General features: G+C 65.9%; 24 protein-coding genes. 11 read left to right on the forward strand and 13 right to left on the reverse strand.

Features of this window, described 5'->3' with window-relative positions:
- Positions 1 to 26 precede the first annotated feature (26 nt).
- From mrdA to AC2YJX_RS08400, 4 genes are all read right to left on the reverse strand, one after another.
- Positions 27 to 1,967, reverse strand: a complete 1,941-nt coding sequence (mrdA, locus tag AC2YJX_RS08385) for a penicillin-binding protein 2 (protein WP_228897653.1) — start codon at positions 1,965 to 1,967, stop codon at positions 27 to 29.
- A 98-nt stretch (positions 1,968 to 2,065) separates the two neighbouring features.
- Complete coding sequence (mreD, locus tag AC2YJX_RS08390; RefSeq protein ID WP_055394387.1) at positions 2,066 to 2,584, reverse strand: rod shape-determining protein MreD; 519 nt, start codon at positions 2,582 to 2,584, stop codon at positions 2,066 to 2,068.
- Between the two features lie 31 nt (positions 2,585 to 2,615).
- A complete protein-coding gene (mreC, locus tag AC2YJX_RS08395; RefSeq protein WP_055394389.1) occupies positions 2,616 to 3,539 on the reverse strand; it encodes a rod shape-determining protein MreC in 924 nt (307 codons plus the stop codon).
- 130 nt (positions 3,540 to 3,669) lie between these two features.
- A complete protein-coding gene (locus AC2YJX_RS08400) occupies positions 3,670 to 4,713 on the reverse strand; it encodes a rod shape-determining protein (protein ID WP_005798130.1) in 1,044 nt (347 codons plus the stop codon).
- Positions 4,714 to 4,919: 206 nt separating this feature from the next.
- Between AC2YJX_RS08400 and gatC the strand changes: the two genes are divergently transcribed.
- Genes gatC through gatB form a run of 3 tightly spaced genes read left to right on the forward strand, consistent with a single transcriptional unit; the run spans position 4,920 to position 8,175 of the window.
- Complete coding sequence (gene gatC / locus AC2YJX_RS08405) at positions 4,920 to 5,219, forward strand: Asp-tRNA(Asn)/Glu-tRNA(Gln) amidotransferase subunit GatC (RefSeq protein WP_055394393.1); 300 nt, start codon at positions 4,920 to 4,922, stop codon at positions 5,217 to 5,219.
- 12 nt (positions 5,220 to 5,231) lie between these two features.
- The gene (gene gatA, locus AC2YJX_RS08410; RefSeq protein WP_121421968.1) at positions 5,232 to 6,725 is read left to right on the forward strand and encodes an Asp-tRNA(Asn)/Glu-tRNA(Gln) amidotransferase subunit GatA; all 1,494 of its coding nucleotides are present in this window, start codon (positions 5,232 to 5,234) and stop codon (positions 6,723 to 6,725) included.
- Position 6,726: 1 nt separating this feature from the next.
- Complete coding sequence (gene gatB, locus AC2YJX_RS08415; RefSeq protein WP_487255781.1) at positions 6,727 to 8,175, forward strand: Asp-tRNA(Asn)/Glu-tRNA(Gln) amidotransferase subunit GatB; 1,449 nt, start codon at positions 6,727 to 6,729, stop codon at positions 8,173 to 8,175.
- A gap of 123 nt (positions 8,176 to 8,298) precedes the next feature.
- Here the strand turns inward: gatB and AC2YJX_RS08420 are convergent, their stop codons facing one another.
- Entirely contained in the window at positions 8,299 to 9,009 is a 711-nt protein-coding gene (locus tag AC2YJX_RS08420; RefSeq protein WP_121507849.1) for a DUF4124 domain-containing protein, read from the reverse strand.
- 5 nt (positions 9,010 to 9,014) lie between these two features.
- Positions 9,015 to 9,713 carry an orotate phosphoribosyltransferase gene (pyrE, locus tag AC2YJX_RS08425; RefSeq protein WP_055394401.1) on the reverse strand — a complete coding sequence of 233 codons (699 nt, stop codon included), beginning with the start codon at positions 9,711 to 9,713 and terminating at the stop codon, positions 9,015 to 9,017.
- Between the two features lie 10 nt (positions 9,714 to 9,723).
- Here pyrE and AC2YJX_RS08430 point away from each other — a divergent pair, with 10 nt between their 5' ends.
- Both AC2YJX_RS08430 and AC2YJX_RS08435 read left to right on the forward strand, forming a co-directional pair.
- A complete protein-coding gene (locus AC2YJX_RS08430; protein ID WP_487255782.1) occupies positions 9,724 to 10,527 on the forward strand; it encodes an exodeoxyribonuclease III in 804 nt (267 codons plus the stop codon).
- Between the two features lie 22 nt (positions 10,528 to 10,549).
- On the forward strand, positions 10,550 to 12,454 hold the full coding sequence (locus AC2YJX_RS08435; protein ID WP_487255783.1) for a GspE/PulE family protein: 1,905 nt from the start codon (positions 10,550 to 10,552) through the stop codon (positions 12,452 to 12,454).
- A 144-nt stretch (positions 12,455 to 12,598) separates the two neighbouring features.
- On the opposite strand, the gene AC2YJX_RS08440 is transcribed toward AC2YJX_RS08435, so the two are convergent.
- From AC2YJX_RS08440 to gstA, 3 genes are read right to left on the reverse strand one after another with little or no spacing between them, the layout of a single operon-like run.
- Positions 12,599 to 12,976, reverse strand: a complete 378-nt coding sequence (locus AC2YJX_RS08440) for a nuclear transport factor 2 family protein (RefSeq protein ID WP_057271025.1) — start codon at positions 12,974 to 12,976, stop codon at positions 12,599 to 12,601.
- A complete protein-coding gene (locus AC2YJX_RS08445) occupies positions 12,973 to 13,200 on the reverse strand; it encodes a tautomerase family protein (RefSeq protein ID WP_121421962.1) in 228 nt (75 codons plus the stop codon). Before AC2YJX_RS08445 ends, AC2YJX_RS08440 begins: the two co-directional genes overlap by 4 nt.
- 32 nt (positions 13,201 to 13,232) lie before the next feature.
- A complete protein-coding gene (gene gstA / locus AC2YJX_RS08450; protein WP_487255784.1) occupies positions 13,233 to 13,841 on the reverse strand; it encodes a glutathione transferase GstA in 609 nt (202 codons plus the stop codon).
- Positions 13,842 to 13,952: 111 nt separating this feature from the next.
- On the opposite strand from gstA, the gene AC2YJX_RS08455 reads away from it, so the two are divergent.
- From AC2YJX_RS08455 to AC2YJX_RS08465, 3 genes are all read left to right on the forward strand, one after another.
- Positions 13,953 to 14,870 carry a LysR substrate-binding domain-containing protein gene (locus AC2YJX_RS08455; RefSeq protein ID WP_487255785.1) on the forward strand — a complete coding sequence of 306 codons (918 nt, stop codon included), beginning with the start codon at positions 13,953 to 13,955 and terminating at the stop codon, positions 14,868 to 14,870.
- A gap of 59 nt (positions 14,871 to 14,929) precedes the next feature.
- Entirely contained in the window at positions 14,930 to 15,568 is a 639-nt protein-coding gene (locus AC2YJX_RS08460; protein ID WP_487255786.1) for an MBL fold metallo-hydrolase, read from the forward strand.
- A 299-nt stretch (positions 15,569 to 15,867) separates the two neighbouring features.
- The gene (locus AC2YJX_RS08465) at positions 15,868 to 16,932 is read left to right on the forward strand and encodes a GGDEF domain-containing protein (RefSeq protein ID WP_487255787.1); all 1,065 of its coding nucleotides are present in this window, start codon (positions 15,868 to 15,870) and stop codon (positions 16,930 to 16,932) included.
- Between the two features lie 138 nt (positions 16,933 to 17,070).
- On the opposite strand, the gene AC2YJX_RS08470 is transcribed toward AC2YJX_RS08465, so the two are convergent.
- Positions 17,071 to 17,922, reverse strand: a complete 852-nt coding sequence (locus AC2YJX_RS08470) for a M48 family metallopeptidase (RefSeq protein WP_055401567.1) — start codon at positions 17,920 to 17,922, stop codon at positions 17,071 to 17,073.
- A 130-nt stretch (positions 17,923 to 18,052) separates the two neighbouring features.
- Here AC2YJX_RS08470 and AC2YJX_RS08475 point away from each other — a divergent pair, with 130 nt between their 5' ends.
- Positions 18,053 to 19,471 (forward strand): AmpG family muropeptide MFS transporter, encoded by a 1,419-nt coding sequence (locus tag AC2YJX_RS08475; RefSeq protein ID WP_436131531.1) that lies wholly within the window; start codon positions 18,053 to 18,055, stop codon positions 19,469 to 19,471.
- On the opposite strand, the gene AC2YJX_RS08480 is transcribed toward AC2YJX_RS08475, so the two are convergent.
- Positions 19,353 to 20,984, reverse strand: coding sequence for a sensor histidine kinase (locus AC2YJX_RS08480; protein ID WP_487255788.1), 1,632 nt, complete (start codon positions 20,982 to 20,984; stop codon positions 19,353 to 19,355). The genes AC2YJX_RS08475 and AC2YJX_RS08480 overlap by 119 nt on opposite strands.
- Positions 20,985 to 21,282: 298 nt before the next feature.
- Positions 21,283 to 21,963 (reverse strand): response regulator, encoded by a 681-nt coding sequence (locus tag AC2YJX_RS08485; RefSeq protein ID WP_487255789.1) that lies wholly within the window; start codon positions 21,961 to 21,963, stop codon positions 21,283 to 21,285.
- 280 nt (positions 21,964 to 22,243) lie between these two features.
- Here AC2YJX_RS08485 and AC2YJX_RS08490 point away from each other — a divergent pair, with 280 nt between their 5' ends.
- Both AC2YJX_RS08490 and AC2YJX_RS08495 read left to right on the forward strand, forming a co-directional pair.
- Positions 22,244 to 22,966 (forward strand): response regulator, encoded by a 723-nt coding sequence (locus AC2YJX_RS08490; protein ID WP_487255790.1) that lies wholly within the window; start codon positions 22,244 to 22,246, stop codon positions 22,964 to 22,966.
- A 47-nt stretch (positions 22,967 to 23,013) separates the two neighbouring features.
- Positions 23,014 to 24,252, forward strand: coding sequence for a HAMP domain-containing sensor histidine kinase (locus tag AC2YJX_RS08495; protein ID WP_176887909.1), 1,239 nt, complete (start codon positions 23,014 to 23,016; stop codon positions 24,250 to 24,252).
- Between the two features lie 62 nt (positions 24,253 to 24,314).
- Here the strand turns inward: AC2YJX_RS08495 and AC2YJX_RS08500 are convergent, their stop codons facing one another.
- Positions 24,315 to 25,493, reverse strand: a complete 1,179-nt coding sequence (locus tag AC2YJX_RS08500) for a YbfB/YjiJ family MFS transporter (protein WP_487256094.1) — start codon at positions 25,491 to 25,493, stop codon at positions 24,315 to 24,317.
- Between the last annotated feature and the right edge of the window lie 85 nt (positions 25,494 to 25,578).

Below are 25,578 nucleotides of genomic sequence, written 5' to 3' on the forward strand. Positions count from 1 at the left end.
CAAACAGCTATTATTTATATAGCAAACTATGGTGCAATCAGCGGCACATCGACCGCTTTGCGGGGCTTGCCGATCGGGGCCGAGGCCAGGCCTTTTTGCACAGCCGCCATGTCTTCCTCGTTGGGATAGTCGCCCAGCAGCCAGTAGTCAAACACCCGGCGCGCGATGGGGGCGGCGTGCGCAGCGCCGAAACCGGCGTTTTCCACGATGGCCGCAATCACGATGGTGGGGTTTTCGGCAGGAGCAAAGGCGGCAAACAGCGAGTGGTCACGCTGGTGTTCTTCCAGCGCCTTGGCGTTGTATTTGACGTTCTGGCCCATCGTCACCGCCTGGGCTGTGCCGGTCTTGCCGCCCGAGGTGTAGGGCGCCCCGGCAAACACGCGCGTGCCGGTGCCGCCCTTGTTCACCGCCACCATGGCGTTGCGCACGATGTCCACGTTCTTCGGCAAAAAACCCAGATCCACTCCCGGCGGCTGGCTGATCTCGGTGACGGCGCCCGTGACCGCGTTTTTCACCGCCTTGGCCATGTGCGGCCGGTAGCGAATACCGCCATTGGCCAGCGTGGCCTGCGCCAGCGCCAGCTGCAGCATCGTGAAGTTGTTGTAGCCCTGGCCAATGCCCAGCGACACGGTTTCGCCGGGGAACCAGCGTTTCATCTCGGGGCGCTTGTAGGCATTGCGCTTCCACTCGGTGCTGGGCAAGGTGCCGCGCACTTCGCCATTGAGGTCGATGCCCGTGGACTGTCCAAAGCCCAGCGGCTTCATGAAGTCATGGATCGCATCGACACCCATCTCCACCGCCAGCGAATAGAAATACGTGTTGCTCGACTGCTGGATGGCGCGATGCATGTCCACCCCACCCAGCCCGCCCTCGTGGCTGCGGAAGGTGTGGCCGCCGAAGGTATAAAAGCCCGGGTCGTTGACCACCATGCTGGGCGAGCGCTTGCCCAGCTGCAGCGCGGCCAGCGCCATGAAAGGCTTGTAGGTGGAGCCCGGCGGGTAGGTGCCGCGCATGGCGCGGTTGAGCAGGGGCTTGTCGATGGATTCGTTGAGCGCGGTCCAGTTCTCCACGTCGATGCCTTCGACGAACAGATTGGGATCGAACGTGGGCTTGCTCACCAGCGCCAGGATCTCGCCGTTGCGCGGGTCGATGGCCACCAACGCGCCCCGGCGGTTGCCGTACATGTCTTCAATGAGCTTTTGCAGCTTGATGTCGATCGACAGCATCACACTGTCGCCGGGCGTGGCCGCGTGGCTGGAGAGCTTGCGCACCGCCCGCCCCCCGGCCGAAGTTTCCATCTGCTCGACCCCGGTGGCGCCGTGCAGGGCTGACTCGAAGCTCTGCTCGATGCCCAGCTTGCCGATGTATTCGGTGCCCCGGTAGTTGGCCTCGTCTTCGGAGTCCTGGATGCGCGCCTTCTCCGTCTGGTTGATGCGGCCGATGTAGCCGATGGCATGGCTGGCCACGTCACCCAGCGGGTAGTTGCGAAACAACCGTGCCTTGATGTCCACGCCCGGAAAACGGTAGCGCTGTGCGGTGAACCGCGCCACTTCCTGGTCGGTCAGCCGCGTGCGGATGGGGAGGGACTCGAAGTTGCGCGACTCTTCCATGAGCCGCTTGAAGCGGCGCCGGTCACGGCTCTGGATTTCCACCACCTTGGACAGCTCGTCGATGGTCTCGTCCAGCACCCCGACGCGCGAGGGCGTGATCTCCAGTGTGTAGGCCGAATAGTTGGTGGCCAGCACCACGCCGTTGCGGTCCAGGATGAGCCCCCGGTTGGGCACGATGGGCACCACCGCCGTGCGGTTGCTCTCGGCCTGCGCCGCCAAGTCTTCGTGCCGGACCACCTGCAGATACACCAGCCGGGCAGCAATGAGGCAGAACGCAAAAAACACCAGGGCGCCGATGACCAGGGCCCGCACCCGAAAGCGCGAAGCATCGGCTTCGCTGCTGCGCACCTCAGTCACGCCCACCCTCCCATTCGGGCGCGCGCAAGCCCAGGCTCCACCCCCAGGGGCCAAGGCGGAACGCTGGCAAAATGCGCGGGCATCAAGAAAGGCATGGGCTACAGAGGCCGGTTCTGGTCGCGGTCGGGCGGGCGGCGCTGCGGAGCCAGAAGCACCCAGCTGGCCAGGGGCCACAGCAAGGCCTCCAGCACCGGTGCGAGAAAACTCCACAGCCCCGGGAATATGCCCCCGGACGCCATCCGCAGCAAGAGCTCGATCGCGTGGGCGAGGGCAAACAGGGGCAACACCTGTAAGGCCTGCGACGGCACGCTGAACCACAGCAGGCGGCGGTGAATGGCAATCGCGCCAAACGACAGCACGGTATAGGACAGCGCATGCTGGCCCAGCAGCGCCGACTGGCTCACGTCCATGCACAGGCCCAGCAGGAACGCCACCCCCATGCCGATGCGCAGCGGCTGGTGCACGCCCCAGAAGACCAGCAGCACCATAAGCACATCGGGCGTCCAGACGATGCGGCCGAGCGGCAGCATGTTGATGGCCAGGCCCACAGCCAAGCTGGCCCAGATGAAGACCGGGTTCACCGGCATCAGCAGGGGCTCACCACGCGGCATGATCATCGTGGGCCTCCTTGTAGGGTCAAGCGGTGGCTCACTTGCGGCCTCCGCGCTTGTTGGCGGGGACAGCCGGGGCGGGTTCGGGACGCGCCAGTTCATTGTCGGCCAGCGGCTTGAGCACCACCACATGGCGCGCGCCCTGCACCTGGGCGAGCGGTATGCAATAGATGCGCGCAAACGCAGAGTCGGCACGGCGCTCCACCCGCACCACGCGCGCCACAGGCAGGCCGGGCGGGTACAGACCGTCCACACCGCTGGTGGTCAGCAGGTCGTCCTCGCGAATGTCTGCATTGGCGGGCATGAAGCGCAGCTCCATGCCACCGCCATGGCCCGCCACCGGGTCGCCATAGGCCACGCCGCGCACACCGGTACGGATGTTCAGCACCGGAATCGCCTGATCGCGGTCTACCAGCAAGGTGACTTCGCTGACCAGCGGGAACACGCGGGTGACCTGACCCAGCACACCGGCTTCATCCATCACGGGGGCGCCCAGTTCCACGCCACCCATCTGCCCCCGGTCCAGCACCACGCGGCGCGTGTAGGGGTCGGCCGTGTCGTAGATCACCTCGGCCGCCTGGGCGGGGGTCTGCAGCCGGTCGCGCAGCTCCAGCAGTTTGCGCAGCCGCTGGTTTTCCATCGCCAGCTGATCTGCCTGGTTGGCCCGCTGGCCCATCACGGTCATTTTCTTGCGGGCGGCATCCAGGTCATCCTGCGCGGTTTGCAGCGACTGGAAATAGCTGCGCCCGTGGCTGGCGAATTCCACGGGCTGCAGCATGAGCCACTGCACTGGGTACAGCACCGTGGCCACGGCCTGCCGGAAGGGGCCGGTGATCTGAAAGCGTGCATCGGCCACCATGAGGAAAAGCGCCAGCGCGCTGAACACAGCCAAACGCGACAGGGCCGAAGGGCCCTGTTTGAAGAAAGGGGGAGCGCTGCGCTCCAGAGTACCCAGGGGCATGGTGCGCAGCGGTCAGGGTCGGCACCGTGGAGACACATCCACGGGCGGGTGCTCAGAAACAAGCATTGGAGCAGGTGCAGTCATGCAATTCAGAGCGAAAAAAGTGCCTGCAGCATACAGGCCCGCTGGCTTACTCGCTCGTGAAAATGCTGCCCAGGCGGTCCATGCGCTCCAGGGCGATGCCGCAGCCGCGCACCACGCAGGTCAGCGGGTCTTCGGCCACCAGCACGGGCAGGCCGGTTTCCTCGGCCAGCAGGCGGTCCAGGTCGCGCAGCAGAGCGCCACCGCCGGTCAGCATCATGCCCCGGTCGGCAATGTCGGCGCCCAGCTCAGGGGGGGTTTGTTCCAGCGCGTTCTTCACGGCCGAGACGATCTGGTTGAGCGGGTCGGTCAGGGCTTCCAGCACTTCGTTGGACGAAATGGTGAAGCTGCGTGGCACGCCCTCGCTGAGGTTGCGGCCCTTGACTTCCATCTCGCGCACTTCGGAGCCCGGGAAAGCCGAGCCGATGTTCTTCTTGATGGCTTCGGCGGTGGGCTCGCCAATCAACATGCCGTAGTTGCGGCGGATGTAGCTGATGATGGCCTCGTCAAACTTGTCGCCGCCCACGCGGACGCTGCCCTTGTAGACCATGCCGCCCAGCGAGATCACGCCCACTTCGGTGGTGCCGCCACCGATGTCCACGACCATGGAGCCCGAGGCTTCCGAGACGGGCAGACCAGCGCCGATGCCAGCAGCCATGGGTTCTTCGATCAGGTACACCGCCGTGGCGCCCGCAGCCTCGGCCGCGTCCTTGATGGCGCGGCGCTCGACCTGGGTGGAGCCGCAGGGCACACAGATGATGATGCGCGGGCTGGGGGTGAACAGCGTGCGCGGGTGCACCATCTTGATGAACTGCTTGATCATCTGCTCGGTGATCACGAAGTCGGCGATCACGCCATCCTTCATGGGCCGGATGGCTTCGATGTTGCCGGGCACCTTGCCCAACATGGCCTTGGCTTCACGACCTACGGCCTGGATGACTTTCTTGCCGTGGGGGCCACCTTCGTGGCGGATGGCGACGACGGAAGGTTCATCAAGAACGATACCTTTGTCGCGGGCGAAGATGAGGGTGTTGGCTGTGCCAAGGTCAATGGCAAGGTCGGTGGAGAAGTACCGACGGAAAGCTCCGAACATTCAAAAGTCCTCTCGGGCACGGCATGCACGTCGGCCTGCCATCGCCAGGTATTTCAGGGGTGTTTATTGGCTTTTTTCACGCAATTGACTCCCATTCCGGGAGCTTTGCGGCAAAGCCGGGATAATACCCCATCCCCTGTGAATAACTCCCTCCGGCGAGCACCGGATCACAGCTTTACTTCTGGTTTCTCTAGATTCTCCTCCCTATGGCACTGACCCCCCAGGACATCGGCCGCATTGCCAACTTGGCGCGGCTTGAGCTGACACCTTCCGAAAGTGAGCGCATGCTCACGCAGCTCAATGGTTTCTTTGACATCGTGGAACAGATGCGGGCTGTGGATACCTCGGGCGTCACGCCCCTGGCCCACCCCGTGGCCGCCATCCAGGACGTGCAGCTGCGCCTGCGCGAAGACCTGGCCAGCGAGCCCAACCAGCGCGAAGCCAACCAGCAAAGCGCCCCCGCTGTCGAACGAGGCCTGTTCCTCGTGCCCAAAGTGATCGAGTAAGAGCCCCGCCGCATGACTTCCACCGCATTGCATGACCTGGGCGTGGCCCAGCTGGCCACCGAGCTGCGCGAGCGCCGCGTCTCGGCCGTCGAGGCCGCCCAGCATTTCCTCGCCCGCGCACAGGCCCACCAGAACCTGGGCGCCTACGTGGCCGTGAACCCGGACATCACCCTGGCCCAGGCCCGCGCGCAAGACGCAGCCATCGCCGCAGGCACCGCCGGCCCGCTGGCGGGCGTGCCGATTGCGCACAAGGACATCTTTGTCACCAAGGATTTCCCCAGCACCGCCGGCTCCAAGATGCTCGCGGGCTACCAGTCGCCCTTTGACGCCACCGTGGTCACCAAGCTCGCCGACGCGGGCGCCGTGACACTGGGCAAGCTCAACTGCGACGAGTTCGCCATGGGCTCGGCCAACGAAAACTCGGCCGTCGCCCCCGTGGGCTTTGACGCCCCCGCCCCCGTGCGCAACCCCTGGGCCACCGACCGCATCCCGGGCGGCTCGTCCGGCGGCAGCGCCGTGGCCGTGGCCGCACGCCTGGCCCCGGCCGTCACCGGCACCGACACCGGCGGCTCCATCCGCCAGCCCGCCTCGTTCTGCGGCATTACCGGCATCAAGCCCACCTATGGGCGCGCCAGCCGCTACGGCATGATCGCGTTTGCCTCCAGCCTCGACCAGGCCGGCCCCATGGCCCGCTCGGCCGAAGACTGCGCGCTGCTGCTGTCCGCCATGTGCGGCCCCGACCCGGACCGCGACTCCACGTCGCTCGATGTGCCTGCAGAAAACTTCAGCGCCAAGCTCAACGACAGCATCGACGGCCTGCGCATCGGCATCCCCGCCGAGTTCTTTGGAGAAGGCCTGGCGCCCGATGTGCGCGCCGCCGTAGATGGTGCCCTGAAGGAATACGAGAAGCTCGGCGCCAAGCTCGTGCCCATCAGCCTGCCGCGCACGCAGCTGTCCATTCCGGTCTACTACATCATTGCTCCGGCCGAAGCATCGTCCAACCTCTCCCGCTTTGACGGCGTGAAGTTCGGCCATCGCGCCAAGGACTACACCGATCTGGTGGACATGTACAAGAAGACCCGCGCCGAAGGTTTTGGCGACGAGGTCAAGCGCCGCATCATGATCGGCGCCTATGTGCTGAGCCACGGCTACTACGACGCTTATTACCTGCAGGCACAGAAGATCCGCCGCATGATCGCCGACGACTTCCAGAATGCCTTCAAGGACTGCGACCTGATCGCCGGCCCCGTGGCCCCCACGGTGGCCTGGAAGCTGGGCGACCATGGCAACGACCCGCTGGCCGACTACCTGGCCGACATCTTCACCCTGCCCGGCTCGCTGGCCGGGCTGCCCGGCATGAGCGTGCCCGCCGGTTTTGGCGAGGGCGGCATGCCAGTGGGCCTGCAGTTGCTGGGCAACTACTTCCAGGAAGCCCGCCTCCTGAACGCTGCGCACCGCCTGCAGCAAGCCACCGACTTCCACCTCCGCCGTCCGGAGGGCTTCTGACATGACCGCCAAACTGATCCATGGCTACGAAGTTGTCATCGGCTTCGAAACCCACACCCAGCTCGCAACCCAGAGCAAAATTTTTAGCCGCGCGCCCACCGCTTTTGGCGCCGAACCCAACACGCAAGCCTGCGCGGTGGACCTGGCCCTGCCGGGCACCCTGCCCGTGATGAACCGCGAGGCCGTAGCCTGCGCTATCAAATTGGGACTGGCACTGGGCTCCCACATTGCGCCAGTGAGCATTTTTGCGCGCAAGAATTACTTCTACCCCGACCTGCCCAAGGGCTACCAGATCAGCCAGTTCGAGATTCCGGTGGTGCAAGGCGGTGAGGTGGAATTCTTTCTGGGCGATGAGAAAAAGACCGTGCGCCTGGTGCGCGCCCACCTCGAAGAAGACGCAGGCAAGTCCTTGCATGAAGACTTCATCGGCCAGAGTGGTATCGACCTGAACCGCGCGGGCACACCGCTCCTGGAGATCGTGACGGAGCCCGACATGCGCTCGTCCGAAGAGGCCGTAGCGTATGCCAAGGAGCTGCACAAGATCGTGACCTGGATCGGCATCTGCGACGGCAACATGCAGGAAGGCAGCTTCCGCTGCGACGCCAACGTGTCGGTGCGCAAGCCCGGCGCCGAATTGGGCACACGACGCGAGATCAAGAACCTGAACTCGTTCAAGTTCATGCAGCAGGCCATCGACTACGAAATCCGCTGGCAGATCGAGCAGATCGAGGACGGCCACGCGATCCAGCAGGCCACCGTGCTGTTCGACCCGGACACGGGCGAAACGCGCGCGATGCGGACCAAGGAAGATGCGGCGGACTACCGCTACTTCCCAGACCCCGACCTGCCTCCACTACACATTTCAGAGCAGTGGGTGCAGGAAGAACGGGCGCAAATGGCCGAATTGCCTCGTACCATGGCCGCACGTTTTGTGGCGGACTATGGCCTGCCCGAGTACGACGCCACCACGCTCACGCAGAGCAAGGCCATGGCGGCGTACTTCGAAGCGGCGGCCAAAGCCTGCAGCCAGCCCAAGCTGGCCAGTAACTGGATCATGGGAGAGGTGTCGCGCCGCCTGAACATGGCGGAGACCGGTATCGAGCAGGCTCCTGTCACGGCAACTCAGCTGGCCGCATTGATCGGCCGCATTGCCGACGGCACGATCTCCAACAACGCCGCCAAGCAGGTGTTTGATGCGCTGTGGACCGGAGAGTCCAACGACGTGGATGCCGTCATCGAATCCAAGGGACTCAAGCAGATGAACGACTCCGGCGCGCTGGAGAAGATCATCGACGAAGTGATTGCCGCCAACCCCGACAACGTGGCGCAGTTCCGCGCGGGCAAGGACAAGGCCTTCAACGCGCTGGTCGGCCAGATCATGAAGGCCAGCAAGGGCAAGGCCAATCCGACGCAGGTCAACGAACTGCTGCGCGCCAAACTGGCGGGCTGAGCGCAAGGCTGTTGAAGCGGCCGCAAAAGCAAAGGGGCCTTTAGGCCCCTTTGCTTTTATGCTATCCATCCGAGGCAGCGATGCGGCGCGTTCTCTGGTCCGCTGCGACCCTAACTTGGTGGGTTATCGGCTGCCGCCCGCAGGCACCGCGCTGGCAGCGGGCGCCGCAACAGCAGACGCTGCGGAGGGGGGCACACGCTGCGCATCCCACAGCTTGCGCAACTGCGCCAGCTCGGTGTCAAACCGCGCATGCACGCGGCGCTTTTCCTGGTCTTGCCCCGCGATGAAGCGCTGCTGCTCGGCCAGGCTGTCGTCAATCTCAGCGATCTTGCGGCGCAGCGTCATGGGGGCCTTGTTGGGGTCCTTCTTGTAGAACTCCATCTCAACATCGAGCTTCTTGCGCTCCGCCTTCAGCTCCAGCGTTCGCTTTTCTGCGGTGGCCGTCACGTCATCCACCATCTGGATGGCCGCAGCGCGCTCCACATCGTGGGCGGCCTTGTCAGGGTAGCGGGCCACCAGCACGCGTTCGCGGCGGCGCTCTTCCACCACACGGGCGCGCTCTTCGGCATCCTTGCGGTTCTGGGCGTCCTGGGCTGCGCGCTCCAGCTCGGTGAGCGAGGGGCCAATCTGGCGGCGCGTGATGCCCGAAGGGCTGAGTTCGCGCTGCTCCCGGTCCAGGCATTCCGGGATGGGCCGGTCGGCCGTCAGCCGACGGCCGTTGCGGTCCACGCACGTGTAAATACCGCCCGTCGCACCCTGGGACTGTGCCGAGGCCAGCTCTGCGCCCAGGGTGAGCAGCATCACCCCGCCCATGATCCACGCCGACTTGCTCAAATGGTCTACCCTTCGTTAACACCGTACCGCTGGCGATAGGCCAGCACCTTTTCGTGATGCGAGCGCATCCCCTCTTCCCCGTTTTGGGAGAGATACAGCAATAAGTCTGCCAACCGGGCAATGGCACACACCTGCATGCCCAGTTGCTCGCGCACGTACTGCACGGCGCTGTGGTCCACGTCCTGGCCATTCTCCGTGGCTTTTTCCTGGCGGTCCAGCGCAATTGCAACCGCATGCGGCGTGGCACCCGCAGCGCGGATGATGGCGATGGACTCGCGGGCGGCGGTGCCAGCCGACATCACGTCGTCCACGATCAGCACCCGGCCTTTGAGGGGTGCGCCCACCAGCGTGCCGCCCTCGCCATGGTCCTTGGCCTCCTTGCGGTTGTAGGCAAAGGGCACGTTGCGGCCCAGGCGCGCCAGTTCCACGGCCACGGTAGCGGCCAGCGGAATGCCCTTGTAGGCAGGGCCGAACACCATGTCGAATTCGATGCCGCTGGCCAGCAGGGCTTTTGCATAGAATTCCGCGAGCCGCCCGATCTTGCGGCCATCGTCGAACAGCCCTGCGTTGAAGAAATACGGGCTCAGGCGCCCCGCCTTGGTCTTGAATTCGCCAAACCGCAGCACGCCCGATTCGACGGCAAAACGTACAAAATCCTGCGCCAGCTGGCCCTGTTCAGAGGTTTGCGCGCCAACATCCACCATGGGGAATTCCTTGTTCAAGTTAACCAGCCTCAATCTCAATGGCATCCGCTCGGCCACCAGCAAAGGCGTGGAAAGCTGGATGGCAGCCACGCGGCCGGATTGTATTTGTGTGCAGGAAGTGAAGGCCCAGGCGGCCGACATGGCCAACCGGTTCGAGCGCATGGCGGGCCTGCAGGGCCACTTCCACTATGCCCAAAAAAAGGGCTATTCCGGCGTGGGCATCTATACCCGGCACGAACCCTCTGATGTAGTCATTGGCTATGGGTCAGCAGAATTCGATACAGAAGGCCGATATGTGGAGCTGCGTTTTGACACACCGGCCCGCAAGCTGTCGATCATCAGCGCTTACTTTCCGAGTGGTTCCTCGGGCGAAGAACGCCAGCAGGCCAAGTTCCGGTTCCTGGCTGAGATCCATCCCCACCTGATGAAAGTCAAGCGCGAACGTGACTTCATTCTGTGCGGCGACATCAACATTGCGCACCAGCAAATCGACCTCAAAAACTGGCGCGGCAACCAGAAAAACAGTGGTTTTTTACCCGAAGAACGGGCCTGGATGACAAAACTGTTGCACACAACTGATGAGGGCGGCGGCATCATAGACGTTTACCGTCAGTTACAACCTACCGCCACAGACACCGCCTACACATGGTGGAGCAACCGGGGGCAGGCGTATGCCAACAACGTGGGTTGGCGGCTGGACTACCACCTGGCCACCCCCGCGCTCGCGGCGCTGGCACGTGCTGAATCCATCTACAAAGGTGAAAAGTTCTCAGATCACGCTCCCATCACGGTGGACTATGACTTCAGCCTTTGACGATGCCCGCTCCTGACCCTTGATGACCGACACCGCTGTTCCCCCCTCCCTCCCCGCCCACGGATTCCGCCCGCCCAATGCGGAATCCTTGTGGAAACAGCTCTCCGCCCCCCATCCCACCGTCGGCAAGGCGCGGCACCTGGGTGAGGCGCTGATCCACGCCGGCATGTTGTCCCCGTCGGCCCTGCAAGACGGCCTGCAGGCCCAGCAGCAGGAGCGCAGCGCCGGGCAGAACCGGCTGATCGGGCAGATCCTGGTGGATGACGGTGTCTTGACCCAGGAGCAGTTGCGCCAGGTCATTGCCGCGTGGCTGGGCGACTACACCGTGCACCCCGGCGACATCACCCCCGATCCGGCGGCCCTGGCCATGGTGCCCCGGGCGATGGCAGAGCGTGAATCGGTGCTGCCGCTGATTGCCCGCGATGACGCGCTGGTGCTGCTGATGGCCGACCCGCTCGATCGCGTGCTGCTGGACGAACTGCGGTTTCTCACGCAGCGGCGGCTCATTCCGCTGCAGGCCGCGCCAGGCACGCTGATGCCCGCCATCCACCGCGCCTACCGCACCCAGTCTGGCGGCGCCGAAGCCACCACCGCTGCCCGAGCCACCTCGCGCGAGCTGGCCGCCAACCTGGGCAGCACCGTCCCGGACGCGGACTCCGAGCAGGCCGACGTGATCAGCGAGTCGGACAACACCCTGGTGCGGCTCATCAACTCGGTGATCGACGAAGCCATCCACCACCGCGCGTCCGACATCCACATCGAGACCGAGCCCGCGCCGCAGAACGTGCGCATCCGCCTGCGCATCGACGGCGACCTCACGCCCTACCTGGAGCTGCCCGCGCGCTACCGCTTTGCGATGGTGGCGCGCATCAAGATCATGGCGGGCATGGACATCTCCGAGCACCGCAAGCCCCAGGACGGCAAGATCGACTTCGCGCGCTTCGGAGGCCCACCGGTGGAGCTGCGTGTGGTTACCGTGCCCACCTCGCGCGGACTGGAAGACGTGGTGCTGCGCCTGCTGGCGGGTGCCAAGCCCCTGCCGCTGGAGAACATCGGCCTGAGCCAGCCCAACCTGCTGGCGCTGCGCTCCGTGGTGCAAAAAAGTTATGGCCTGGTGCTGGTGTGCGGCCCTACGGGCTGCGGCAAGACGACCACGCTGCACTCGGTGGTGCGCGACATCAACACCGCAGGCCGCAAGATCTGGACGGCCGAAGACCCCATCGAGATCACGCAGGAGGGCCTGCGCCAGGTGCAGGTGAACCCGCGCATCGGCTGGACCTTTGCCGCCGCCATGCGCACTTTTTTGCGGGCCGACCCCGACGTGATCATGATCGGCGAGATGCGCGACGAGGAAACCGCGCGCATCGCCATCGAGGCCTCGCTGACGGGGCACCTGGTACTGTCCACCCTGCACACCAACTCGGCGCCCGAGAGCATTGCGCGGCTGCTGGAGATTGGCCTGGACCCGTTCAACTTCTCCGATTCGCTGCTCGCCATCCTGGCCCAGCGCCTGGTGCGCCGCCTGTGCACAGCCTGCCGCGAGCCGCGTGTGGCCGACCACGACACGTTGCTGGGCTTGGCATCGCAGTACCTGGACAGCGGCACCAACAACTCCCCCGAGGCCCGCGAGGCACAGGTGGCGCGCTGGCGCCAGCAGCACGGCGGCGCACAGGGCGAGCTGCGCCTGTGGCGCCATGTGGGCTGCACGAAGTGCGAAGGCCATGGCTACCACGGCCGGCTGGGCATCCATGAGCTGATGATGAGCGACGAGACCATTCGCCAGCACATCCGCCACCGCGCCCCCGCCTCGGACATCCGCCACTCGGCACTGGCCGCCGGCATGCTGACCCTGCGCCAGGACGGCATCGAGAAGGTGCTGCAGGGGTTGACCGACATGTCGGAAGTGGTCGCGGCGACCAACCTGTGAGGCGGGCCCACCGCAGGTGATGCCTGCCGCCGGTTTTTTAGCCAAATTGGGCTCTAGCGCTTATCTGGCAAGCGTTAGCAGCTATCAATCAATGAGTCCTTCCGAAAGGAGGAACTCGCCCACCGGCTTGCGCGCACCGCCGCCTCAGCGATCCAGTTCGTAGTGAAACACCTTGGCAATGATCTGCCAGCGCCCGTCCACGTGGATCAGGGTCAGCAGGTCGGTGAAGTGCTTGGGCAGGATGGCGCATTCCACCTTGGCCAAAGCCGTCACCGGCCCGGCAAACTCGATGGACAGGATGCGCTCCTGCACCGTCTCGCCCCGGCTGGCGGGCGAGGGGCGCTGGTCCACGATGGGGAAATATTCCTCCATGCGCAGGATCACCGCAGGCTCGGCCGTGGCGCAGGCATAGACCGCCTGCGGGTGGAACACGCGGCGCAGGCGCTGTGTATCGCTGTGGCACAGGCCGTCGAAATATTCCTGCAGCACGGCGGCGACTGCGTCAAAGCGCGGGTCACTCATGGCGCGCTCCCGTCGGCGGCGGCGCGAGCGCGCTGGCGGCGCACGGTCACCGTTTCACCGGCCACGCCCCAGTTGTCGGTCTCGACCTCGTCGATCACGACAAAGGTGGTGGCGGGCTCCTTGTTCAGCACGCGCACCAGCAAATCGGTGGCGCCTTGGATCAGCGCCGCTTTTTGCGCACTGCTGACGCCTTCACGGGTCACTTTGATGTTGATGTAAGGCATGGCTATTTTCCTTGGGATGAAGCAATGGCCTCTCAGCCCAGCAACCCTTCGGCCTGCATCGCGGCCTGCACGGCGGGGCGCGCGGCCACACGGCGCAGGAAAGCCTGCAGATGGGCCAGGTCGCTGATATCCAGCTTCACGAACTTGGCCCAGCCCAGCACCACAAAAAGGTAGGCATCGGCCGCCGTGAAGTGCTCGCCCGTCAGGTAGGGGCCGTGCTGCAGCTGCGCGTCCAGCCAGTCCATCTTCTTGCGCAGCAGAGCGGCCAGCGTGGCCTTGGCGTTGTCGTCCAGCCCGGCGTGGAACAAGGGCGTGAAGGACTTGTGCAGCTCGGTGCTCACGTAGTTCTGCCACTCCATCACCCGGTAGCGCGCCAGCGTACCAGCTGCGGGCATGAGCTGCGTGGCCTGGGCCTGGTCGGCGATGTATTGCGCAATGACCGGGCCTTCGGTGAGGCGGGAGCCTTCCGCCAGCTCCAGCACAGGCACCTGGCCTTTGGGGTTGATGGCATAAAAATCGCGCCCGTCTGCCGTGCGGTGGCGCTCGGTATCGACCTTCTCCAGTTCGAAAGTGAGGCCACATTCGCGCAGCAGGATGTGGGGCGACAGGGAGCAGGCGGCGGGAGAAAAGTACAGCTTCATGGGGTTGCCTTTGGAGCGTGGTGGAAAGATGAAGCGATGGTATTGAGGATGCAAACAGCAATAAACTAGGCTTCAGGAATTTCACTGATTACATGAAGTAATAAACAGAACATGGCGCGCCAATTTGACGACCTGAAGCTGGGCAGCATCGAACTGTTCTGCCTGACCGCGCAGTGGCAAAGCTTCACGGCCGCCGCCCAGGCGGCCGGGCTGACGGCGGCGGCCGTGAGCCGATCGGTGGCGCGCATGGAGGCGCGCCTGGGCGTGCGGCTGTTCCAGCGCACCACGCGCCAGGTGCGGCTGACCGACGCAGGCAAGCGCTACTACGAGCAATGCCGCCAGGCGCTGGGCCAGCTGGCCGAGGCAGAACGCGAGCTGTCGGGCCAACAGCAAAGCCCGGCAGGCCTCGTGCGCTTCAGCCTGCCCACCTCCTACGGGCACTGCCGCATCCTGCCCCTGCTGCCCGCATTTGCGCAGGCCTACCCCGACGTGGAGCTGGAGCTGCAATTGAGCAACCGCAACGTGGACTTCACCGAAGAAGGCTTTGACCTGGCCGTGCGCGGTCGAGCCCCCATCGACTCGGGGCTGGTGGCGCGCAAGCTGGAGGACGCCGCCCTGGTGGTGGTCGCTGCCCCGGCGTACCTGGCGCGTTGCGGCACGCCGCATGCCATCGCCGACCTGGCGGCGCACGAATGCATCCAGTTTGTGCTGCCCAGCAGCGGCCAGGCGGTGCCATGGATACTGCGCGACGCCGCCGGGCGCGATGTGGAGGTGCCCACCCAAGGCCACCTGCGCTGCGCCGACGACATCCTGGGCCCCGTGACCCTGGCGCGTGCAGGCGCAGGGCTGCTACAGACCTACCGGTTCATTGTGGAGGCCGATCTGCACAGCGGCGCCTTGCGGGAGGTGCTGCCCGCCCATGCCGGTGCCTCCCGCCCGTTTTCGCTGCTGTACCCCGCCAACCGGCACATGCCGCTGCGCGTGCGCGTGCTGGTGGATTTCCTCGTCGATCGGCTGGCACGGGCTTGAGCCTCTCCCGGCTGCCGTGCGCCAGGCCTGCAAAAATACACACCACCACCTCACCCACCATGCTCCACTACCTCACCATCCCCGTCACCGCGTTCCAGCAAAACTGCTCCCTCGTCTGGTGCGACGCCACCCACAAAGCCGCCGTGATCGACCCCGGCGGCGACCTGGAGGTGCTGCTCGCTGAAATAAAACGTCTTAACCTCACGCTCGAACAGATCTGGCTCACCCACGCCCACATCGACCACGCGGGCGGCACGGGCGAGCTGGCAGAGCGGCTTTCGCTGCCCATCGTTGGCCCCCACCCGGGCGACCAGTTCTGGATTGACGGCCTGCCGCAGCAAAGTGCGATGTTTGGGTTTCCGCCCGCGCAGCACTTCACGCCCACGCGCTGGTTGCACGATGGCGACACGGTGCAGATCGGCAACGAGACCCTGAACGTGCGCCACTGCCCCGGCCACACCCCCGGGCATGTGGTGTTCCACGCGCCGCAGATCGACCGGGCGTTTGTGGGCGATGTGCTGTTTGCGGGCAGCATGGGCCGCACGGATTTCCCGCAGGGCAACCACCAGCAGCTCATCGACAGCATCACCCAGCGCTTGTGGCCCATGGGCAACCAGACAGTGTTCATCCCGGGGCACGGTCCGGAGAGCACTTTCGGGCGTGAGCGCCAGAGCAATCCCTACGTGGGCGGGACCTGAGACGTGCCAGAAGAGCCTCAGTAACGTCCCGCAGCGCTTCGCTGCACATCGCCTCATTAGTATCTTTTTGATAGCTGTCAGCGCTTGATGGACAAGCGCTAGTGACCAATTTGACTACTACTTTCTCCTTTTAGGAGGTAGCCCCGCCCCACCCAGGCGCCCGCCCGGGGCGGATATGCGCGGCAAAAGCGGCCAGTTCTGCGGACCGCCGATGGTCTGCATGCTTACGATGTATCGTGTTGTAAGCAGCTTGTGGCACCCTTGCCCAGGCTCCATCCGCCCCGCCCCGCTTTCGCGCCATGAACCCCACCTTCAAGCCACGCCCTCCCCTAGCACCGCAGCGCGGCTCCAGCCTGGCGGGCAAGGCTTACTGGGCCATGGTGCAGCGGGTGGCGCTGACCGCAGCGGCCATTGATGTCGGCTACATCGTGCTGTTTTTGTGGCTGGGCTCGCTGCCCCTGGCGGCCATCAACGTGATCAGCATCGGCATGTACCTGGGCGCATACCGGCTCATACAGAAACGCTACAACGTGGCCGGGCTGGTGCTGATCTGGCTGGAGGTGGTGGGGCATTCGGCATTGGGATCGCTGCTCATCGGCTGGGACAGCGGGTTTCACTACTACCTGCTGATGTTCATTCCTGCCATCGTGATTGCCAATACGCGGGGGTATGCCGCACCGATGGTGCTGGCGTTGCTAGCGTACTACCTGGGCCTGCATGCACTGAGCAGCCACCTGGGCCCGCTCGACCCCCTGCCCGCCCGCAGCGTCAACATCGTGAACTGGGTACACATCTGCCTGGTGTTCGCCATGTCGGCCGCGCTGTCGGCCTTTTACCGCCGCACGATCCTGATCGCGGAGGCCCGCTTGCGCAAGCAGGCCACGCTCGACCCGCTGACTGGCCTGGCCAACCGCAGCCACTTCGAAGCCCTGTCCACCAACGCGCTGGCGCGCAGCCAGCGCGACGGTGCGCCAGTCACCCTGCTGCTGTGTGATGTGGACTTGTTCAAACGCATCAACGACCAATACGGCCACGCCGTGGGTGACGAGGTACTGGTGGCCATGGCCAAAGTGCTGGCCGCCAACCTGCGCGAAGGGGACGTGCTGGCGCGTTGGGGCGGTGAGGAGTTTTTGGCGCTGATGCCCGCCAGCCCGCTGGACGCCGCCTGCGCCACCGCCGAACGCATCCGCACCGCCATCGAGCAAACGCCACTGGACGTGGGCCAGGCGCCCATCGCGCTGACCATGTCGTTTGGCGTGGCCCAGGTGCACAGCGCCGAAGACCTGCAAGCTGCCATTGCACGCGCCGACAAGGCGCTGTACCAAAGCAAGAACGCGGGCCGCAACCGGGTGAGCGTGGCATAGCTCCACGGCAGCCAAATTCTTAGTTAAATTGGCCGCTATCGCTTGCTCATCAAGCGCTAAAAGCTATTAAAACAGTAGCATCAGGATTCCCAGGCACCTTTCGATGGCGCGCCTCTGCCACCGACCCGCCGTCCACGACTACCCGTTGCGCCGCGCCGCCTCGTACAGGCCCTGCACTTTGGGCACATTCACCTCCAGCTCACGGATGCGCGCGGGGCCTGAAGGGTGTGTGGACAAAAACGCCAGCCCGCCCTGCTTGCTGCCGCTGGCGTTGCCCATCTTCTGCCACAGGCTTACGGCGGCCGAGGGCTGGTAGCCTGCGCGGGCGGCCAGCTCCAGTCCCACCAGGTCGGCATCGGTCTCGTCCGAGCGGCTGAACTGCAGCGTGAGCAGCTGCCCACCCAGCCCCGCCGCCGCCTGGCCCAGGTCGCCAAGCCCCAGCAGCTGCGAGCCCAGGCGCAGTGCCAGGTTGGTGCCCTGCGTCTTGGCGATGCGCTCGCGCGCGTGTTCACGCAGGGCGTGGGCCATTTCGTGGCCCATGATCATGGCGGTCTCATCGTCGGTGAGCTTGAGCTGGTCCAGGATGCCGGTGTAGAACGCAATCTTGCCGCCGGGCATGCAGAAGGCGTTGATCTGCGAACTGCCGATGAGGTTGACCTCCCAGCGCCATTGTTTGGCGCGGTCGTTCCACGGCATGGTGTGCGGAATCAGCCGCTTGGCGATGGCGTGCAGGCGCTGCAGCTGCGGGTGGTCGCTGGGTGCCAGCGCGCGCTTGGCCTTGGCCTGCTGCAGCATCTGCTGGTACTGCTGGGCGGCGGAGTTTTCCAGCGTTTCAGCGGGCACCAGCTTGCGCAGGCTGGATGCCGAGCCCACCTCGACCTGCGCGAGCACTGGCGCCGCAGCGCTGGCGCCTGCCGCCAGCAGGAAGGCGCGGCGCGCCGACCACGGGGACGAGGGCGCAACAGAGGGAGCGGGGCAGAAAAGACACATACAAGGCAATCCCAGAAGGAATAATGAGCGGCGCTGGCACACAACACACCAAAGCCTGCCGCGTAGATGGAGGCCGACAGGCTGGCTACAAGGGTGTGTCGGCGATGATAGACAAAACCTCCACGCGCCCATGTCAGACACCTCCACTTCATCCGCCCCCAACCTCACCCCGGAAAAGCCGCACCGCACGCCCTGGCTGCAGACCCTGCGCGTGTACCTGGAGCCCGCCAGCCTGCGCATGCTCACGCTCGGGTTCTCGGCCGGGCTGCCACTGCTGCTGGTGCTGGGCACGCTGAGCTTTCGCCTGCGCGAGGCGGGCATTGACCGCAGCACCATCGGCTACCTGAGCTGGGTGGGCCTGGCCTACGGCTTCAAGTGGGTGTGGGCACCACTGGTAGACCGGCTACCGATTCCGCTGCTCACACACGCGCTGGGGCGCAGGCGCAGTTGGTTGCTGCTGTCGCAGGCGCTGATCGTGGCCGGGCTCATCGGCATGGCGCTGGCCGACCCGCGCCAGACCCTGGGGCCCATCGTGTGGTGCGCGTTGGCCGTGGCATTTGGCTCGGCCACGCAGGACATCGCGCTCGATGCGTTTCGCATCGAATCCGCCGACGCCAACCACCAGGCGGCGCTGGCAGCGTCGTACCAGACGGGCTACCGCCTGGCCATGATCTGGGCCGGCGCGGGCGTGTTGTGGATTGCAGCGCGCTCCGAGGTGGCGCCCGCCGTGGGCCAGGCCATCGCACAAGGCGCTGCGGCCTACCAGAACAGCGCGTGGCAGGTGGCGTACCTGGTGATGGCGGCCTCGATGGCCGTGGGCGTGGTCACCGTGCTGTTCTCGCGCGAGCCCGCGCCGGTGCAACTGCCCCCTGCGCGCAACGCGGCGGAGTGGATTCAGAGCGCCATGGTGGAGCCGTTTGCCGACTTTCTGCGCCGCTATGGCTGGCACGCGGCGCTCATCCTCGCGCTGATCGCCGTGTACCGCATCAGCGATGTGGTGATGGGCATCATGGCCAACCCGTTCTATGTGGACATGGGCTTCACCAAGGACGAAGTAGCCGCCGTGACCAAGATCTACGGCGTGATCATGACGCTGGCCGGCGCCTTTGTGGGCGGCGTGTTGTCGATGCGGTTTGGCGTGATGCGCATCCTGATGCTGGGCGCCATCCTGAGCGCGGCCAGCAACCTGCTGTTCGCCTGGCTGGCGGGCCACGGACACGACGTGACGGCGCTGATTGCCGTGGTGTCGGCCGACAACCTGGCCAGTGGCATTGCGTCGGCCGCATTCATTGCCTATCTGTCGAGCCTGACGAACGTGAGTTACTCGGCCACGCAGTACGCACTGTTCAGCTCGATGATGTTGCTGCTGCCGAAATTCGTGGCGGGTTTCTCGGGCGATTACGTGAATGCGTTTGGCTATGCGCAGTTCTTCACATCGACGGCGCTGCTGGGGCTGCCGGTGCTGGTGCTGGTGTGGCTGGCATCGCGGGTGCAGGCTCCCCCAGCAACGCAATCCGCACACACGTCCCCTGGCCCGGCACAGACGTGACATCCAACTGCGCGCCGATAGCCTGCGCGCGTGCGCGCATGTTGGCCAGGCCCTGGCCCCCGGCTGCAGCCGGGCCGGGCATGCCGATGCCGTTGTCGGCGATCTCCAGTACCAGACACGGCGACTCATCATCGGGCTGGCGTGCTGGCCCCGGCTGCTGGCGCGCGCTGACCCGTACGCGGGTGGCCTGCGCATGCCGCAGCACGTTGGTGAATGCCTCCAGCAGGATGCGCTGGATCTGAAGCACCCTGTGCGGCGTGAGGCTGTCCAGCGTGGGCAGTTCTTCGTCCACCTGCCAATCGACCGAGATGCCCGAGGCGGCCAGCCGCGGTTGTAGCCGGTAGCGGAGCGTGGCCAGCACGGTGGCCAGGTCACCGTCCACCGGCTGCATGGCGTCCACGGCCATGCGCAGTTCATCGAGCGCTGCGTGGGCATGCTCACGCAGCGCGGCCCGGCTGGACCGGCCTTTGCCAATGAGGCTGAGCAGCCCCACCAGTTGCGATCCCACGCCGTCGTGGATGTCGCGCATGATGCGCTGGCGCTCCTGCAGGGCCGCGTGCTGCTCATGCTCCTGCTGCAGGAGCGCGTAGCTGACCTCCAGCTCACGCTCGCGCTGGCGCACCTTCTCGTCCAGGGAATTGCTCAGGGCTTGGTATGCACGCACCTGGCGGGCATAACGACTCAGGATCAGCCAGCCCATGAGCAGCACGAACAGCATGGTGGCCAGGGGAAGATAGGAAGATCGGCCCACGCTTTCGGTGGACACCCGAATTTCCAGGAAGTCATACAGGCCTGCGCCTATGGGGATGAAGCTGGCAAGACACAACGCTACGGCCTCTGGTTGCCTCACCACCAAGGCTTCGCGGGCCGCCACGGCATATGCCCAGAAAGACGGCACGAACAGCAGCGCCAAGCCAGCAGTCCAACACCAAGGCTTTCCCATACCATAGCCCCCCCAAACCAGCGCGGCCTCGGCCACCACCAAGGCCCAGAAGCACCGCCGGACGCCGATGCCGTCGCGACCCAGCAACGCAAGCGAGAAGCGCACCAGCAGCAGCATGTGCACTGTCAATGAGAAGGCCACGATCCCTCCCCACAGTGGCCAGCCCAGCGGAGGCACTTCCCACAGCCGGTCGCCGTATCGCAGCATTCCAAAAGGTGCACACAGCGCAAAGTAGCCATACACGGGTTCACGGGTCAGATGCCAGAGCCCCCCGGCAATCACACCCGTGAGTGCAAGCGCAAACACCACAGCGACAGCCCCCCACTGCCGCCAGACATAGCGCTCGCGGTACTGCGGCAGCAAGTTGACCTCTGGTCCGAAGCGTGGCGCGGCCAACCCACCCCAACGCACCGGTTGCACCGCCACGCGCACCTCCAGCACCGTGGGAGCGGTGGTGGACAGGAGGCTCGCTGGCACCGGCACCCACAGCGGCGCTTTGGTCGCATCGTGGCGGCTATCGCCCAGAACGCCGCGATGCGCAATCAAGTCGCCCCCAACAAAGATCTCCACCTGATTTCCTACACGAGGAAAAAAGAGCCCCCGAAGAACCCCATCCGACGCAACTGGCGGCAACTCCAGCTGATAACGAGCACGCCCCGCACGACCCGGGTATACCTTGTCCCAAAGGTGGGGAAGTGTCACCGGACCTGACCATGCCGCGGCACCTTCAGGCTCCAGGTAGGCACGCGCGAACTCAAGGGTGAGAGGCTCCTCCTGCGCGAAGGCCCCGCCACACAGCAGCAGGGACAACACTCCGCTTCCGAAAAACCGGAGAAGCACCGCCAGCGCCCTTTGGAGCAGACCGCCCCTACAAGAGCCCCAGTTGCCGCGCCTCATAGATCGCTTCAGTCTTGGAATGAACCGCCAACTTGCTGTAGATATTCTTGACATGCGACTGGACAGTAGACGCGGCGATACCAAGGATCTCGGCAGTTTCCGAATAGGTATATCCCCGCGCAAGCTTGGCCAGGATATCCCGCTCCCGGGTGGTCAGCGCCTCGACAGCAACCGGTGCGCCCTGCCGCAACGGCACAGGAGACAGTCGTGCCAGCAACTGCCGCGCGATGATGGGGGTCATGGGCGATCCGCCGGCGTTCAGGCTCAGGACATGGTCGGCGAGATCGTCTTCGGTCCCGTCCTTGAGGAGGTAGCCGCGTGCGCCCGCTTCGAAGGCGCGCATCATGTTGGCTTCGTCGCCGAACATGCTGATGACCATGATCTCGGTTCCGGGCGAAAGCTTGCGGCAATGGCTGATGACCTGAAGGCCGGAGCCGTCGGGCAACCCGAGGTCCACGAGGAGCACGTCCACACGGTTGTCGCGCAGCCAAGCCACCATCTCGCCCACCGTGCCCGCAGAGTAGGCCAGCCACAGGCGGTCGGCCCGCGCCAGCGCGTGCTCGAACCGCCGCCGCGTGCGCGGATCGTCCTCCACGATCGCCACGGAGACGTCGCGCCCGGACGGGGCAAGGCGAGGCTCCGGGAGCGTCATGCGGACGGCGGGCTGGCGCCGTGGCATCCCGGCGTAAGGAAGGGCGAATTCATGCTCCGAGCGTAGGGGCAAAGCAGTGCCCACACAAGAAGAAGCTGCGCCTCCTGCGCATGGCATGCGTGCAACACAAGCGGCCCGGGCGGGACCGCGCGGCAGGGCAAGTTTGGCCGCGGTCGTACGGCTGCACGGGCTTGGTGGCTTTACGGGAGGTTTACATGGCCGACAACGCACCGAGACAGCCCTTGGCGACCATGAAGCCACCCGCTACTACACTGCCCCCATGAGTTCCCAACTGCTGATGATCGAAGACGACGCCCGCCTCGCACAGATGGTGGGCGAGTACCTGGGCCAGTCGGGCCTGCAGGTCACGCACCGCGCGGACGGCAAGAGTGGCCTGGCGCAGCTGCAGGGGCCCGACGCCGGGCCGCTGCCCGACCTCGTGATCCTGGACCTCATGCTGCCCGACATGGACGGCCTAGAAGTGTGCCGGCGCATCCGCTCGTTGCAAGGCCATGCGGCCCAGGTGCCGGTGCTCATGCTCACCGCCAAGGGCGACCCTATGGACCGCATCATCGGCCTGGAGCTGGGTGCCGACGATTACCTGCCCAAGCCGTTTGAGCCGCGCGAGCTGCTGGCCCGCATACGCGCCATCCTGCGCCGCCGCACCGACGGCGGCAATGCAACGGCGGCCACGCAGGTCCTGCGTTTTGGCACGCTGGAGATCGACCGCGACGCCCGCACCGTGACCGTGGCAGGCGAGCCGGCCGACCTCACCTCCTACCAATTCGATTTGCTCGTGGCGCTCGCCGAGCGCGCGGGTCGCGTGCTCACGCGCGACCAGATCATGGAGGCCGTGCGCGGCCGCGAGCTGGAGGCGTTTGACCGTTCCATCGACGTGCACATGGGTCGCATCCGTGCCGCCATCGAGGCCGACGCCAAGAACCCGCGCCGCATCCTCACGGTGCGTGGCGTGGGCTACGTTTTTGCGAAACAACAAGACTGACCGGTAGGGCGCGGCCCCGCTGCGGCGCGCACCTCCACTTTTGCTGAATGTCCCTTTCCACCCCCTTCTCCCGCCGTCTGTACCTGCGCATCTGGCTGGCCGTGGTCGGCGGCATCGCGGTGCTGACGCTGACCGTGGGCTGGGCCTGGCGCATGGCCGAGGAACAAAAGGCGCAGAACGCCCAGCCGTTCGTGCCGCCCTCGCGCGAGATGGTGCTGCGCGATCCCAACGGCACGCAGGTGCTCAAGGGCCTGGCCACGCGCCAGCCCAGCGAGCCGGGCGAAGGCATTGAATTCCAGATCCAATCGGACACCGGGCAGGTCTTTCTGCTGCAGATGGCGCCTCGCCAGCCACGCGGCGATCGGGGCGGCCGACCCGGAGGTCCGAACCAGGGCGACGCCGCGTTCTGGACCCGGCCACCGTTCGGCTTTTTGTGGCTGCTGGGCATCGTGGGCCTGGCCGTGGCCGTGGGTGTGTACCCCATCATCCGGCGCCTCACGCTGCGGCTCGAAGCCCTGCAACGCAGCGTGCAAAAGTTTGGCGAGGGTGACCTGTCGGTGCGTGTGCCCGAGCAAGGGCAGGACGAAGTGGCCGACCTCGCGCGCCAGTTCAACGCCGCCGCTGCGCGCGTGGAAACGCTGGTCAAGTCGCACAAATCGCTGCTGGCCAACGCCTCGCACGAACTGCGCTCACCGCTCACCCGCATCCGCATGGGGCTGGAGCTGATGGGCGGACAGCAGCCCTCGCCCGCGTTCCGTGAGGAAATCCTGCGCAACATTGCCGAGCTGGACCAGCTGGTGGACGAGATCCTGCTGGCCAGTCGCCTGGATGCACGCGAAGCCGATGTGGGTACCGTGGAGCTGGTGGATCTGATCGGTCTGGCCGCCGAAGAGTGTGCACGCGTGGACGCCGATCTGGACGTGAGTTCGGACTCCGTGGATGTGCGCGGCATCCCAAAGCTTCTGCGCCGCGCCATCCGCAACCTGTTGGAAAACGCCCGGCGCTACAGCACCGGCGAGATCACCCTGGTGGTCGAACGCCGCCAGGGTCACGCCGAGGTGCGCGTGTGCGACCGGGGTCCGGGCGTGCCCGTGACCCACCGTGAACGCATCTTCGAGCCCTTCTACCGCTTGCCCGGCGCCAGCGAGCGCGCCGGGGGCGTGGGCCTGGGGCTGGCGCTGGTGCGCTCGATTGCAGGGCGCCACAACGGCACGGTGCACTGCGAGGACCGGCCGGATGGCGCGAGTGGCGCGTGCTTTGTGCTACGGTTGCCCCTCCCCCAATAGCTATCACATCGGTAGCTGCATGCGCTCATTGGAAAAGCGCTACAAGCCATTTTTAGCTTAGCTCACGTTCTCCAGCGCCAGGCCATCAGCGCATACAGCGCCGCCCCCAACCCCAGCGCAGCCCCCGCCACACCCAGCGCCCAGTCAAACCCCTGCGCCTGCGAGCCCGCGCGCGCCAAGAGTGCAGCCGCCATGGGCGGCCCCGCGATCTGGCCGATGCCGTACAGCGCGGTCATCAGGCCGGTGAAGCCTGCGCCCGCCTGGGGCCACTGGTGTCGCGCCTCCTGCAACGCAAAGAACGTGATGGCCGTGAACGGCAGGCCCAGCAGCAGGCTGCCGAATGCAAAGCCCGCCGCGCCGGGCCAGAGCAGGCCCAGGCCGATGGCCGCCGCCTGCAGCAGGTAGGCCCCCGCCAGCAGCAGGCGCCGGTCCCGCGCAGGGTGAATGCGCGTGGACAGCAACGCCCCCAGCGCCACACCCGCGCCGAAGATGGGCCAGAACAGGTCGGGCCAGACCGAGCCCGCAGGCAGCGCGGCTCGCGCGATCACGGGCAGGAAGGTGGCCGTGACGATGTAGCCCAGGCCGGCCAGGCCATAGGCCAGCGCCAGCAGGGCGCGCTCGGCTGCCGGGTGCGGCGCGGGCGGAGGTGGCGCCGTGGCCGCCGTGCTTGCGGCGCTTGGCACCACCGAGGAGGCTTCGCTGCCCCGCACCACCGGCCACACCAGCGCGCACAGCAAGGCGGCGAGCACGGCGAACACGGCCCAGCCCGTGGCGGCGCTCCAGCCCGCTGCCACCATGGCACTGGTGGGCAGACCGGTGGCGACGATGCCCAGGCCCGGGCCGCAAAAGATCAACCCGCCCAGGGCGGGATGCCCCAGGTGGGCCAACCGGCCCATGCACCAGTTGGCCGTGCCCAGGAACACCATGGCGCTGGCCACACCGGCCAGCAACCGCATCAGCGGCCACAGCACGGGCCATGGCAGGGCCAGCGCGGCCGTGAGCAGCACCGTGGCCACCAGCCCGCTGCGCACCAGGGCTGCATTGCCAGGCACCGCGTCCAGGCGCCGGCCCAGCCAGGGCAAGGCCATGTACAGCAGCGCACCCCCCAGGTAGCCCGCGTAGTTGGCCGTGGCCAGCCAGCTGCCGGTGGCGATGTCCACCACGCCGTCGTGCAGCATCATGGGCAACAGCGGTGTGAAGGCGAAGCGGCCGATGCCCATGGCGGCCGCCAGCGCGGCCATGCCCGCCAGTGCGACCTGGAGCGCGGAGGAGCCGGTGTCGCCACGGCGGGTGGCTGCAAGCGTGGAAGAAGAAGTGGCCTGGGTC

The sequence above is a fragment of the Acidovorax sp. SRI_002 genome, from assembly GCF_057586455.1.